This window comes from Achromobacter sp. UMC46, from assembly GCF_014170335.1.
Lineage (GTDB): Bacteria > Pseudomonadota > Gammaproteobacteria > Burkholderiales > Burkholderiaceae_B > Achromobacter.
Genome location: NZ_LZZS01000005.1, coordinates 472,945 through 486,785, shown reverse-complemented (window position 1 = coordinate 486,785; position 13,841 = coordinate 472,945). Strand labels below are relative to the sequence as shown.

Sequence of the window (13,841 nt, the reverse complement as noted above, 5' to 3'; positions counted from 1 at the left end):
AGTAACAAATCTGGCGTCATTTCATCGGCTTGGCACCCTGAATCAAGCCGGGTATATTCCCGCGTGACGGAAAGATTCCAGATTTTAAGAAACGTATAAAAATGATCGTCGGTATCGACCTCGGCACAACCAACAGCCTTATTGCCTATTGGAACGACGGCGCACCAAGGCTTATTCCCAATTCGCTTGGCAGCAGTCTTACCCCGTCGTGCGTCAGCCTGGACGAGGACGGGACAGTGCTGGTAGGCGAGGCCGCTCGCCAACGGCTACAGACGCATCCCGGCAGGTCGGCCTCCTTGTTCAAGCGTTATATGGGCAGCAACAAGGAATTCAGGCTGGGCAAGCAGCGCTTTCGGCCCGAAGAATTGTCGTCGTTGATCCTGCGTGCGCTGAAGGAAGATGCCGAAGCGCTGCTGGGCGAACCGGTCACCGAGGCAGTGATTTCGGTGCCCGCCTATTTTTCAGACGGCCAACGCAAAGCCACCCGGACCGCCGCGCAACTTGCCGGTCTTCATGTTGAACGCTTGATCAACGAACCGACAGCGGCGGCGCTGGCCTATGGCCTGCACCAGCGCAACAGCGAATCCCAGTTCCTGGTGTTCGACTTAGGCGGCGGCACCTTTGATGTGTCGTTGCTGGACATGTTCGAGGGCGTCATGGAGGTGCGTTCCACCGCAGGCGACAACTTCCTGGGCGGCGAGGACTTCACGCAAGAGATTGCGCGCTGGTTCTTGGACGCGTCCGGCATTCCGAGCAAGGCGCGAGACGACGCCCAGTTCATGGAGCACCTGACCGCGCGTGCCGAGGCCGTCAAGCGTCGCTTGAGCGATGCGCCAACGGCGGAACTTGCCGTGGAATGGCGCGGCAAACTTTATGCGCAGGAACTGTCCGACAGCCATCTTCAACAACTGATGGAACCCTTGCTGGCGCGCTTGCGCATTCCGCTGGAGCGCACCTTGCGCGATGCCGGCGTGCGGGCACACGACATCGACGAAGTGGTATTGGCCGGCGGCGCCACGCGCGCGCCCATGATCCGCACGCTGGTCACGCGCATGTTCGGCCGTTTCCCATCGGTGGCGCACAACCCGGACGAGGTCGTTGCGCTGGGGGCGGCCGTGATGGCGGGGTTGAAAGCCCGCGACGAAGACTTGCGCGAAGTCGTGATGACGGATGTCTGCCCCTATTCGCTGGGCGTGGAGATCGTGCGGGCGCTGCCTGGCGGCGAGCTTGCAGAAGGATATTTTTCGCCCATCATTGAACGCAATACCGTCATCCCGGCCAGCCGCATGGCGACGTATTCCCCTACCCATGACCGTCAGCCAAAACTGGTGATCCAGGTCTATCAAGGAGAGGCCCGGCTGGTGCGCGACAACATCAAACTCGGTGATCTCCATATTCCATTGGAGGGCGGCTCGCGCGAAGACGGCGCGGTGGATGTCCGCTTCACCTATGACGTCAACGGCATTCTTGAGGTGGAGGCCACGCGCCAACTGACGCAAGAGACCCATCGCCTGATCATTCGAGGCAACGAGGAATCGTTAAGCGACGACCAGATCGCCGCATGCTTCGAGGCCTTGGCGGAACTGAAGATCCACCCGCGCGACCTGCTTGAGAACCGCACGCTGCTGGCCGAGGCAGAGCGCGTGTACACCTTCCTGCGAGACCGTGACCGTGCCGCGATGGGCGCCGAGATCGGAGAATTCGAAACGGCGCTGGCCAGGCAGGATGCGCGCGTCACCGCCCAGGCTCGCGCCCGGCTGCGTGAAGCAATTAACTACTTTGAACGCGCCAAGGCGTTCCTGCCCCAACTGGACCTGAGCTGAGACTGCCCATGTTCGATGTTCTTGGCATTGCGCCTACCCGCGATTCAAAGGTGATCCGGCGCGCCTACGCCGCCGCGCTCAAGCAGATCGATCAGCAGACGCAACAGGCGGCGTTCGAAAGCCTGCGCGCCGCGTATGAGCGCGCATTGGACTGGGCCCGCCACGCTCAAGATGCGCTGCCCAGTGTTGTGGACGTGGCGCCTGCATCGGAGCCCGTCACGGCGTTGGAACCGGCCCAGACTCCCGACTCCCCCGAGCCGCCCGCCGATACGCCGGCGCCCGCGCGAGCAGCGGCTGATTTCCGTCCGCAGCAGCCGCAGATGAACGTGCAGGTGCGCCAGGCCAGCGGCGAGAACGGACGGCGTCTAGCCCGCCAGCGCGCTCGCGCCATCAGCCAATGGGTGCAGGCGCTGATGCAGGCCGACGATCAGCAGTTAGCCTCTGTCTGGACCCAGATCGATGCGGACCCGGCGCTTCTCCATTTGGATGCTGCATATGAAATGTCGTCGGCGCTATTGAAGGCACTGACGGAACGACCGGATGGCCGCATGCCGCTCTTTCGCGAGGCCAGCGCGCGCTACGGCTGGGGCCAGCACGAATCGAGATTGCCCGGCCGCAACACCGTTGTGCCACTGGTCCAGCAAGTGGAAGACGAGCGCGCCATTTGGCGCGGGCATCATCGCGACTACCGCAAGGAACACGAGCGAGTCATCCGCCGCATGCAGCGTGTGGCCAAGCCGTCCTGGCGCAAGGCCCGGCGCAACCTGGCTGCGCTTCATCGTATGCACAACCAGGTGCCGCTATGGCTGTCGCTTCAGTTGCCGCCTGGCCGCCGCGAGGCCTATCTGGACGCCGCCATGCGCGTGCCGCGTTACGCCCTGGTGCTCGCGGCCATACGCGCGGCGGTGCGCAAATGGTGGTGGGTCGTGCTGGTAGCCATCGTGCTGCTCGGCGCCTACCTTGACCGGGGAAAAACCCCGTCTGACGGGAAGGCGAATGTGCCAGCGTCGCGGTATACCCCCACGCGACCCTTGTCCACACTGAACGAGCAATCGTTCACGCTGACGCCAGAAGCAACCCGGCCGTCAGGGGAGCAGGTTTACCGTATTGAGGACCCCACCGCGCCGGGCGGCGGGAATTTTCAGCGCCGCTTGATCGTTCCGCCTCCCGTATACCCATTCTTTGCAGAGCTGATGAAGCAGGAAGGGACGACGGTGATCAGTTTGCAGATTTTCCCAAGCGGGCTGGTGGTTGCAAGCGTGGGCAACCCGTCGGGTAGCTCATACCTGGATGACGCCGCACTGGCCGCGGGCCGGTTGGCAAGAGTGGAGGGCGCTTTGCCGGACATCGTAACCAGGGTGCAGGTTCCCTTCACCTTCAAGCTGACGCGCAAGTAGCGCGAGGTCTGGAAATCGCGATGCTATGCAAGATCGCGAGCCTCTGTATTGGTTTTAGCAACGTCGAGTTAAAAATAATGAAAAGATTAAGCGTGAAGATCGCCCCAATTTTTGCTCTGGTTATCTTGGCGGGTTGTACCTCGGCCAAGCCTTGGGCGACTTATACCGGAACGCCCGAGACCACATCCACCATCACACTTGTGAATGCGGGAAAAAAGCAGTTGTGGCCCTTGGCGTTCGTCGATGGGGAAGCTTGCTACGGCGTTCGCTATGGCGTGTTTTCCGACGGAAAGTACGCGGGGATCATGGCGCCAGGTTCTGAAGTGACATTCGTTGCCGAGCGCGACAAGACGTTCTCCGTGTTGTACAAATTCATGAATCCAAGCCTGATGGGATTCAAGTTGTGTACCGGCGCATTGACGCTTATCCCAAGGCAGGGGCAATACACGCTTGTCGGAGTGGAGTCTGAAGACGGGGATAGCTGCGGGATGCGCGTCTTGGACGAGGCCAAGAAAGCCGTGACAACGGAAATCACGTCGCGCCAATTTCGACAACCATTTGCCGATAATGATGGCCCTTGGTGTCAGCCCATAGATGATGCGCAACGAGCGGCTTTGGAAAATAAAACCGAACGCAAGTGAGCATTGAACGGTTCAATGCGTCAGCCTGCGCTTGGTGTAGGGGGTGGATGGAAATTCGCTGTCAGACTGCAATTTCGCAGTGAACGCCAGGAGCGCAAAAAACGCTGCGAGCGCCAAAACCACCTATCACGGTGTCCACTAAAACTTGACCACTACACGCCGTCCGTTACGCGCTGGCCTGACTCTCCGCCTCGCCGATCCGGAAGACCTGGGATAGATCCCAGTCCCCCATGCCGCGCCGCACGGCATCCTGCAGCAGGCGGCGCACTTCCGGCAGCACGCGTTGGACGGTGGCGCTCGCTTCGGCCAGTTCGGCAATCGCGTCAAGATCCTTGAGTAATACGCGCACCGTGCCGGTGGCATGCTCGGGCGGGGTCACCATGCGCGGCCACAAAGTTTGCAGCAGCACGGAGTCGGCCCAGCCGCCTTGCAGGGCCGACGGCAGGGCTGCGGTGTCGATGCCGCTGCGCTTGGCCAGCACGAAGGCTTCGGCCAGGCCGGCGAGCGTGGTCGCAACGATGGCTTGATTGGCGAGCTTGGTGGTCTGGCCCGCGCCGACCTCGCCCATGCGCGTGACGCGCGAGGCGTATGCGCGCAGCAAGGGCGTCACGGCTTCGATCGCGTTCGCTGGTCCGCCCGCCATGATGGCCAGCTTTCCGTTCGCCGCGCCGTCCGTGCCGCCCGAGACAGGCGCATCGATCCACACGCCGCCGGTTGCCGCCGTCCAGCGCCGGGCCAGGGCGCGCGTGAGCGCGGGCGACAAGGTCGAGTGGTCGATGAGGCATGCGGGCGGTGTGGCGGCTTGCGCCAGCCCGTGCTCGCCGAACACCACGTCCTCCACGGCTTTGCCGTCGCCCAGGCAAAGCATGGCGATGTCCACGCTCTCGCCTAGCGCCTGAGGCGTGGCCTTTGCCACGGCCCCAGCAGTGGCAAGCGAGCCGAGCTTCGCGCTGGAGCGGTTCCAGGCGGCGACCTCGTGTCCCGCGGCCAGCAGCCGCCGGGTCATGGGGTCACCCATGCGGCCGATGCCGCAAAAGCCGATGCGCGGCGTCTTCGTCATTTTTGACCCCCTTGGGCTGAGGTTTCCCCAAGGGAAGCTTCATAAGGCCACGTCACAGCCCCGGAGTGGGTCACTGCGCCCAGCTTGGCTGGACGCACCAGCGCTTCATACTTCTCAAGCACGCCGCCCAGCCTGCCGCGCACGAATGGCTGGCTGACCTTCGCCCGCTCCGCAAGTTCCTCGTCGGAGAGTTCGACGTCCAGGCTTCCCTTGACCGCATCGATGTGGATGCGGTCGCCGTCGCGCAGCAGGCGTATCGGGCCGCCCGCCGCCGCTTCGGGGCCCACATAGCCGATGCACATGCCGCGCGTGGCGCCCGAGAACCGGCCATCGGTCAGCAACGCGACCTTTTCACCCATGCCTTGCCCGTAGATCGCGGCGGTTACGCTCAGCATTTCACGCATGCCCGGGCCGCCCTTGGGCCCTTCGTTGCGTATCACGAGCACGTCGCCTTCCCGATAGGTGCCGGCCGCGACCACCGCCATGCAGTCCTCTTCCGTCTCGAACACCCGAGCCGTGCCCGAGAACACCAGCTGCTTGAGGCCGGCGGTCTTCAGCGCGGCGCCGTCCGGGGCCAGATTGCCACGCAGGACCACCAGCCCCGCGTTGGGCGAGAGCGGTTCGTCATGCGGCTTGACCACGCGGCCGTCCGGGCCGGGGAAGGCGCGCAGCGCCGTTTCCAGCGCTTCGCCGCTTTGCGTGAGCGTGTCGCCGTGTATATGCCCGCCCGCGAGCAGGGCGTTGAGCACCGCCGGCACGCCGCCGACATGATGCAGGTCCACGGCCAGATAGCGCCCGCCCGGCTGCATGTCGCCGATGAGCGGCGTGCGCGCCAGGACTTCCGAGACGTCATCGAGCGTGAAGGGGATGCCTGCCTCGTGGGCGATGGCCGGGATGTGCAGCATGGCATTGGTCGACCCCCCGGTGGCGGCGACGGCCGCGCAGGCGTTTTCCAGGCTCTTACGGGTTACCAGGTCGCGCGGCAGCGGTCCGCCGTTGCGCAGCGCGCGCATGACGTTTTCACCGGCGCGGCGGGCAATCGCGATGCGTTCGCTGTAGACGGCCGGCACCATCGCCGAGCCCAGAGGGGCCAGTCCCAACACTTCAGCGACCATCGCCATGGTGTTGGCCGTGAATTGCCCCGGGCAGGAGCCGGCGGTCGGCGTGCAACGCTTTTCTATGCCGCGCAATGTTTCGGCCGACATATCGCCGCGCTGCGCCGCGCCCACGGCCTCGATGGCCGTCAGGATCGTGGCCTGCGAGCCGTCCGGGGCCACGCCCGGCAGCATCGCGCCGCCGAACAGGAACACGCCGGGGACGTTCACGCGCACCATGCCCATCAGGATGCCGGGCAGGGTCTTGTCGCAACCGGCCACGCCGACCAGCGCGTCGTAGCAGTGGGCGCGCACGAACAACTCGACGCTGTCGGCGATGGTCTCGCGCGACACCAGCGAGAACCGCATGCCCGAGTGATTCATCGACGTGCCGTCGGAGACCGAGATCGCCGAGCCGCGTATCGGCACGCCGCCGCCCGCTGCGATGCCGAGACGCACGTTGTCCGAGATCTGGTTCAGCGACATGGAACAGGGCGTGTTCTCGCCGAAGGTGTCGACGATGGCGACGAACGGCTTGTCGATGGCCTCGTCGTCCAGGCCCGTGGCACGCAGGAACGCACGGTGCGGCGCGCGCGTCACGCCCTCGGTGACGGTGCGGGAGCGGTGTTTGTGCAGATCTTTCATGGATAGAGTTCCTTGTATGGGGCGACTCAAGTGTTGAGCAGCAAGCCGTTTTCGATGGCCAGCACCTGACCGGTCATCGCCGGCGCACGGGCGGCGATGAACCAGGCCAGTTCCGCGACTTCCGACGGCTGCGACACCCGCTTGAGCGGCGCGTTCTCGCGCATGCCGTCGACCACGCGCGCGTAGGCCTCGTCGCCGAGCACGCGCCGCAGCAGGCCGTCGTCGACCATGCCCGGGGCAATGGCATTCACGCGGACGTGCGGGGCGAGACTGCGCGCGAGCGACAGCGTCAGCGAATTGACCGCGCCCTTCGAGGCCGCATAGGCGATGGACGATCCCGTGCCATTGAGAGATGCGAGCGAAGAGATATTGATGACGCAGCCCGACGCTGCGCCTGCCGGGCGCTCGCGCAACAAGGGAGCCGCGGCGCGCGTCATCTGGAACATGCCAATGAGGTTCACGCGGTAGACGCGCTCGAACTCGTTGGCGTCGATCGCTTCGAGGTTCCCGTGCGGAATCACGCTTGTCGTGCCCGCGCTGTTCACGACCGCGTCCAGACGTCCCCATCGTGCCGCGACGGCATCGACCATGCTGCGGCAGGCGGCGTCGTCGCCCACGTCGGCATCCACGACCAGGGTCTGGGCGCCCGCGTCGACGCACTGCGCGGCCACCGCCTCGGCCGCTGCGCGGGTGCCGTGGTCGAAATTGTTGATGGCCACGGCCCAGCCTTCACGCGCGAAACGCAGGGCCGTGGCGGCGCCGATGCCGCTGGCGGCGCCGGTTATCAGACAGACGGGCACGCTCATGCCTGACCTCGCTTCGTGCGCAGCGACAGCGCGATGAAGGCCCCGCCGACCAGCGCGCAGGCCAGCAGGATCATGCCGGGCAGCAGCTGCCCCGTGGTGTCCTTGAGAAAGCCGATGACATACGGGCTGACAAAGCCGGCCAGGTTGCCGACCGAATTGATCAGCGCGATGGCCGCTGCGGCGCCAGCGCCGCTCATCATCGCCGTGGGGATGCCCCAGAAGACCGGCGCGATCGAATTGATGCCGATGGCGGCGACGATGAGGGCGGCCATCGACCACCACAGGTGCTGGGCAAGCAGCACCGATACCAGCATGCCGACGGCGCCCAGCACACAGCACACGGCAACGTGGATGCGGCGTTCGTTGGTACGGTCCGCATGGCGCGCGATGAGTATCATCGCGACCGCGCTGACCAGCGACGGCACCGCCGACAGCAGGCCGATATTGCCCAGGTTGGCCACGCCGGCCGCTCGTATCATCGTCGGTAGCCAGAACACGAGCCCGTAGTTGCCCATGGCGATGCAGAAGTAGAGCAGGCCGAGCAGCCACACTTTGCGGTCGCCGAACACCTGCCGCACGCTATGGCGGGCGCGGGTGCTGTCGTCGGCGGCAAGATCCTGCGCCAGCAGGCGCTTCTCGTCCGCGCTGAGCCACTTCACCGTCTCGATCCGGTCCTGCAGCATGAAGAAGGCGGCAATCCCGACCAGCAGCGACCCGATACCTTCTATCAGGAACAGCCACTGCCAGCCGGCCAGGTCATGCAGGCCGCCGAACCGTTCCATGATCCAGCCGGACAGCGGGCCGCCGATGGCGCCCGACACCGGAATGGCCACCATGAACAGGGCAATGATCTGCGAGCGGCGGCTCGACGGGAACCAGGTGGACAGATACAGCACGATGCCCGGGAAGAAGCCGGCTTCAGCCACCCCCAGCAGGAAACGCAGTAAATAGAAAGACAGCGGTCCCTGCGCGAACATCGTCAGGCTCGAAATGATCGACCACGTGACCATGATGCGCGCGATCCAGATGCGCGCGCCCACGCGATGCAGGATCAGATTGCTGGGCACTTCGAAGATGAAGTAGCCCAGAAAGAAAATGCCGGCGCCCAAGCCGTAGACCGTTTCCGACATCGAGAGGTCGGCCAGCATTTGCAGCTTGGCAAAGCTTACGTTCACGCGGTCGATGTACGCGACGATGAACGACAGGAACAGGAACGGCATGATGCGCCAGGCCAGCTTGCGGTACAGCGCGTCGAGCTGCGCAGGATTCTGCGCGGCCTGCGCGCCAGCGTACGGCTGCGCGCCGCCGGAAAGGGACGTGCTCATGAGTGTTGTCTCCGTGGGTGTGTGCCATGGGGCACATCGAGTTATTTGGCAGCCTGCGAGTTCGGTTATGCGTGTGGCATCGGTCTGGGATCGCTCTTCGTTCCCAGCTATTCATCGATGCTTCATGAAAAGCCCGCGCTACAGTGCTGTCCGTTCGAAGGGTACGGGTTGCTCTTGCTCGGCGGCAAATCACACTTTCCGCATCTGGCATTACCATTTGGTTATGATTGGCGACTTGCGCCGTGGCGCTATGGCGACCGATACCCCTGTCTTCCCATTCCCGACATGTCCACCAGCACGCCGTCCGACAATTCGATAGAACGTTTTTTCCGCAGCGGCCTGAAGCTTGGGCATCTGCGCATCCTGGTGGCGCTGGGCGAGCTGCGTCAGGTGACGCGGGTGGCCGCCGCGTTCCACGTCACGCAGCCTGCCATCTCCAAGCAGATCGCGGAGATCGAGGAGGCGCTGGCCACGCCGGTCGTGCGCCGCGTAGGCAACGCCATCGAATTGACGCGCATAGGCCGCGTGCTGGTCGAACGCGGGCGCGAGATCCTGCGCCAGATCGAACTGGCGCGGCGCGACGTCAAGGCGCTGGCCTCTGGCACGGCGGGCCACGTCAGATTCGGCGCCGTCGTGACGATTCCCCAACCCTTGATCGCGCATGCCGTCGAACTGTTCACGCGGCGCGCGCCGAACGCCTCGTTCTCGTTCGTCGAAGCCACGCTCGACCGCCTGCTCAAGATGATGGACGAAGGCAACCTCGACCTGGCCCTGGGCCGCAACCGCGTGACCGGGTATCTGCCGGTAATGCGCCACGAGTCACTGCATCACGAGCCGTTCGTATTCGTGGTGGGCACGCGCCACCCATTGGGCGGTCCCGACACCCCCGTGGCCTGGGACGACCTGCAGGACGTGCGCTGGATCACGCCGATGCAGGGTTCGCCCGCTTTTGCGACCATGGTCGAAATTCTGGCCGAACATGGCGTGACCCTGTTGCGTCCGACCATTGAGTCCAGTTCCTTGGCGCTGAACCTGTCCTTGCTGCGCGACGGAGGATATGTCTCCATCCTGCCGCTGTCGCTCGCGCGCCGCTACGTGCAGCGCGGAACGATGCGGATGCTGCCGCTGCCACCGCTGGGGCCATTGGGCGAGGCCATTCTGTATTGGCGTGAAGACACGACGACGTCCACCACGGAGTTGTTTGCTGAGTGCTTGCGGGAGTCGTCTGTGGAATTGATCGATGCTGCTGGGGCGTAGCGGCTGATTGCCTTGCTTGGCCAAGGCTCGATTCGTTCTAAGTGGATCGGACTATCTCCGTATACCCTGGATGTTTCGATTATGGCTACCGCGGATGGCAAGACGGCCCGCCGCCGCCTTGGCCGACCTAAGACATTTCAACAGAACGAGTCCCATTATTGTCCGAACACTACCAGTTCCTGTGCCCCCGTGACCTGCATTTGCCGCCGCCCGACTGGCGGGTGCTGGAAACTAAGCTGCTGGAAGGCGGATACGTACTCGAACCGCGCGGCGACAATATCCCGTACCGCGCCTTGCTGAACCTGAGCTTCGGTCTGGCCACCTTGAACGATGGCTCCTACCAGCATCAGGAACCGTTGCGCGCAACAGGCGACGTGATCGCGATGTACGTGCGGGCAGGATATCTGCCTGCGGATATTCCCATCCGCCATAACGACACCATGGCCGAGACCCTGGAGCTGCTGGCCAGCCACGGCATCACGCCCGGGGAGCTGTATGCGGATAATGAGAGCAGCGATTGGAACAGCCCGCAATACTGCCTGGGGCCCGCGGCAAGACCCTATCTCACCCCCGACACCCAAGCCTCCTATGACGCGGATTCCAGGAATTTTCCGTTGATGCTCCTGGCCTACGACGGCCCTGAGCCGCACGTGGCGGTAGGGGAAAATCTCTCCGAGCCCAGCTTGCCGGGTTCAGACGAACTGCTGGAATCCATGCCGCCGTTCGACTCGCATGTTGATTTCATTGGGGCGGCTTACGAGGATCCGGCGGCGCAGTGGCATTGCGCGGAGAATGGCTGCGATTACCGGATACTGGAGCTGGATTGGCAATACAGCTTGGCGATGGGGTTTCGCATGGTGCGGACAGAATGGCTGGATGACGGCAGCGCCAGGGGGCTGGCCAGGCTGATCGAGGGGCTGACGGGGTTGGCGATGGTTTGCAGCCATCGGCATTTGTGAATGCAGGGTAGGGGATAGGCAGCTGGGCTGCCATTGCCTTGTTCTTGCAAGGCATAAACCTAGTGTGCAAATGAGAGGTGCCGCTACGGCTGTTCCAGCGGCCATACCTCGACGACGCCGTGCGCGACGGCGCAGGGCGTTTTCGACACCATCGCTATAGCTTCGGCGATGTCGGCGGCTTCGATGATGGCGAAGCCGGCTACTGGTAAGGCGGATTTCATGAATGGGCCGTTTTTTGTTTCGACCCGAGCGGCCTCGTGATTGCGCACTTGCACTGGCTTGCCTGCAATGCCCATCAGTGCACCGTCGTTCTGCAATTTTGCGTCGTGCGCATGCGCTGCGTTTCGGATGGCCTGCGGGGTGCGATCGTAACCCTCATGGCCGCCATATCCGATGGTCACAAACTTTGGCATGGATCGTCTCCTTAACGTGGATGAGGTTCCGGGCAGCCTGCAAAACCAATATGCGGGAAATGGTAAAGCATGGGCTGGGCTTAGGCACTAGCCCGAACATGATTTCTCACCTAGTGATGGATCCCAAGGTCTCGGAGACATGCTAGCCGTACTAGAGCTTGAGCGGTGTTGGTGGCACAAGACACTGCTTTAGCTGGTTGGTCTATTTTTGGCGTTGCTCCAGCGCCCCGTCCTCACTCTGCCTCTCAAGTAAAGTTCGGGTAATATCTGTAGATATTTGTCACGAACTGGTCTGTTCGCGATCACTTTTACCTAGGCGCTTAGATACTTTCTCGAGATTGTGAACCAACACGAGCGATGGCTCGTACGCATATTGGAGCAGAGCATGGAGTTGATGGAAAAACTCAGAGGCCTTTCCGAAAAAATTCGTCAGCAAGGCCCTGGCATCAAGACCGAAGAGGCGACGAAGAATGCGTTTGTGATGCCGTTCATTCACAACATACTGGGATACGACGTCTTCGATCCCAATGAGGTGACTCCCGAGTTCATTGCTGACGTTGGCACCAAGAAAGGTGAGAAGGTCGATTACGCGATTCTTCAGAATTCACAAATCCAGATCTTGATCGAGTGCAAGAAGTTCGGTGATCCGCTGAACATAAACCACGCCTCTCAGCTGTTCCGCTACTTTCACGTCACGACCGCGAGGGTATCCATTTTGACGAATGGGCAGGTTTATCAGTTCTACACCGATCTCGATGCCCCCAACAAGATGGACCAGAAGCCGTTTCTGGAGCTTGATCTACTCGATATCGACGACTACATCGTCCCCGAACTGAAGAAGCTCACCAAAGGTGCGTTTGATCTGGAATCGGTCATCAATGCGGCTGGCGAGCTTAAGTATCTGAGTCAGATCAAGAAAATTGTCGCCAATCAATTCGTTGCCCCTGAAGAAGATTTCGTCAAGCTGTTCGCTTCGCGAGTCTATGAAGGCGTGATCACACAACGAGTTCGAGACCAATTCTCGTCGTTGACGAAACGTGCTCTAGGTCAATTTTTGAATGACCAGATCAACGAGCGGCTCAAGTCGGCCATGAATAGTAATGCAGTCGCCTCGGTAGTGGCAGATACGCCTGAAGCTGAAGAGGTTGGAGATAAGTCAGACGACTCGATCACCACGACTCTTGAGGAAATCGAGGGCTACCACGTGGTCAAAGCAATTGTCCGAGCCGTGGTCGATGTCAAACGAGTCGTTCAGCGAGACACGCAAAGCTATATGGGCATACTTCTGGATGACAATAATAGAAAGCCCATTTGCCGTCTTCACTTTAATCGTTCGCAGAAATATGTAGGAATATTTGACGAGAACAAAAATGAAACTCGGCATCCCATCTCGTCTATTGATGAAATATACAATCTCTCTGATGCGCTTAGAAAAACTGTAAGTTTCTATGGGATAGATGTGACAGCTTGATGCGGGTGCTGGTCGGCTTGTCTCGTCTATCTACATAGAAGGGTGTCAGATCAGAAATTAACCCACGGATTTGTAGTCTGACACCTTTATTGAGAATATATCGATCCGTCATGCCGAAGAAAACCGCTATTAGTAAGTTCTTTCAAGAGGTTGGTTTCCCGTTGCGCGCGGTCCGATGGTCTTGGGGGGCACAGCACGGCAAGGCCATGCTGTTGCGTGTTTGGGCCGATGGAAAAAGCGCCGATGGACGCTTTGTCCAGGTTTTGGGAAAGTGGGAAGGCTCCAATGGCTTGAGTGAGCGCGTTCGCCAACTTGCAGAACTGGAGCGCGGGGGTGTCGCTGGCTATGTCGTTGTGGCTAAAGCTAAAGACCTGAATGCTCATCCTCGAGTTATCGAGGATTACGAAGAAGATGTCGTCCATGAGGTGAAACGACTCGTTCATAAACTAGACGGCCGTGTGTGGGCTGAGTTAGGGGCAACACTGGCCCCCACTCGGATAGCGGCGCACTCTAAGTCCTTCAGAACGGAATCCTGGTGGGATGTCGGGGCCGACGAAGGCTTAACTAGTCGGCTAGAGCGCTTTGCTCGGGCGCAGGTTAGACCGGAACAACGACTGTTTCGTGAGCGAGTCTTCAAGGCTTGCCGTGGTCGCTGCGTTGTCAGCCAATGTTCGATTCCTGAGGTTCTGGAGGCTGCGCACATGAAGGGGCGAAGTTGGAAAAACGGACACAATGCGCGCACTGATGGAGTTCTTTTGCGGAGAGACCTGCACGCGCTTTACGACAATGAGCTCTTGTGGTTTGGCAAAGGTGGCCGTGTGGAGTTCGCAAGTCAGGTGGCCGAAGAATACCCTGGTTTGAGTGGTGTAGTGGTCAAGTCCGATTTCTATTGGATCGGCACGAATACAATCCAAGTCAAAAAAAGGTGTCAGATTAAAAATTAATATGAG

At 61.5% G+C, this 13,841-nt stretch carries 12 protein-coding genes; 7 read left to right on the top strand and 5 right to left on the bottom strand.

The window, feature by feature from the left end:
* Positions 1-101 precede the first annotated feature (101 nt).
* From A9973_RS09950 to A9973_RS09940, 3 genes are read left to right on the top strand one after another with little or no spacing between them, the layout of a single operon-like run.
* A complete protein-coding gene (locus A9973_RS09950) occupies positions 102-1,823 on the top strand; it encodes an Hsp70 family protein (RefSeq protein WP_183013592.1) in 1,722 nt (573 codons plus the stop codon).
* Positions 1,824-1,831: 8 nt separating this feature from the next.
* Positions 1,832-3,220: a TonB family protein gene (locus A9973_RS09945; RefSeq protein WP_183013591.1), complete on the top strand. Its 1,389-nt coding sequence runs from the start codon at positions 1,832-1,834 to the stop codon at positions 3,218-3,220.
* Positions 3,221-3,240: 20 nt separating this feature from the next.
* The gene (locus A9973_RS09940; RefSeq protein WP_183013590.1) at positions 3,241-3,861 is read left to right on the top strand and encodes a hypothetical protein; all 621 of its coding nucleotides are present in this window, start codon (positions 3,241-3,243) and stop codon (positions 3,859-3,861) included.
* Between the two features lie 166 nt (positions 3,862-4,027).
* On the opposite strand, the gene A9973_RS09935 is transcribed toward A9973_RS09940, so the two are convergent.
* The 4 genes from A9973_RS09935 to A9973_RS09920 are packed head-to-tail and all read right to left on the bottom strand — an operon-like array spanning position 4,028 to position 8,791.
* Positions 4,028-4,921 carry an NAD(P)-dependent oxidoreductase gene (locus A9973_RS09935; protein WP_183013589.1) on the bottom strand — a complete coding sequence of 298 codons (894 nt, stop codon included), beginning with the start codon at positions 4,919-4,921 and terminating at the stop codon, positions 4,028-4,030.
* The gene (ilvD, locus tag A9973_RS09930; protein WP_183013588.1) at positions 4,918-6,660 is read right to left on the bottom strand and encodes a dihydroxy-acid dehydratase; all 1,743 of its coding nucleotides are present in this window, start codon (positions 6,658-6,660) and stop codon (positions 4,918-4,920) included. The genes A9973_RS09935 and ilvD overlap by 4 nt, the downstream gene beginning before the upstream one ends.
* A 26-nt stretch (positions 6,661-6,686) precedes the next feature.
* On the bottom strand, positions 6,687-7,466 hold the full coding sequence (locus A9973_RS09925) for an SDR family NAD(P)-dependent oxidoreductase (protein ID WP_183013587.1): 780 nt from the start codon (positions 7,464-7,466) through the stop codon (positions 6,687-6,689).
* Entirely contained in the window at positions 7,463-8,791 is a 1,329-nt protein-coding gene (locus A9973_RS09920) for an MFS transporter (RefSeq protein ID WP_183013586.1), read from the bottom strand. The genes A9973_RS09925 and A9973_RS09920 overlap by 4 nt, the downstream gene beginning before the upstream one ends.
* A 285-nt stretch (positions 8,792-9,076) precedes the next feature.
* Here A9973_RS09920 and A9973_RS09915 point away from each other — a divergent pair, with 285 nt between their 5' ends.
* On the top strand, positions 9,077-10,048 hold the full coding sequence (locus A9973_RS09915) for a LysR family transcriptional regulator (protein ID WP_183013585.1): 972 nt from the start codon (positions 9,077-9,079) through the stop codon (positions 10,046-10,048).
* A gap of 158 nt (positions 10,049-10,206) precedes the next feature.
* Complete coding sequence (locus tag A9973_RS09910; protein ID WP_183013584.1) at positions 10,207-11,007, top strand: hypothetical protein; 801 nt, start codon at positions 10,207-10,209, stop codon at positions 11,005-11,007.
* An 83-nt stretch (positions 11,008-11,090) separates the two neighbouring features.
* On the opposite strand, the gene A9973_RS09905 is transcribed toward A9973_RS09910, so the two are convergent.
* A complete protein-coding gene (locus A9973_RS09905) occupies positions 11,091-11,420 on the bottom strand; it encodes a YciI family protein (RefSeq protein WP_183013583.1) in 330 nt (109 codons plus the stop codon).
* A gap of 385 nt (positions 11,421-11,805) precedes the next feature.
* Between A9973_RS09905 and A9973_RS09900 the strand changes: the two genes are divergently transcribed.
* On the top strand, positions 11,806-12,891 hold the full coding sequence (locus A9973_RS09900) for a type I restriction endonuclease (RefSeq protein WP_183013582.1): 1,086 nt from the start codon (positions 11,806-11,808) through the stop codon (positions 12,889-12,891).
* Positions 12,892-13,001: 110 nt separating this feature from the next.
* Complete coding sequence (locus A9973_RS09895) at positions 13,002-13,835, top strand: HNH endonuclease signature motif containing protein (protein WP_183013581.1); 834 nt, start codon at positions 13,002-13,004, stop codon at positions 13,833-13,835.
* Positions 13,836-13,841 lie beyond the last annotated feature (6 nt).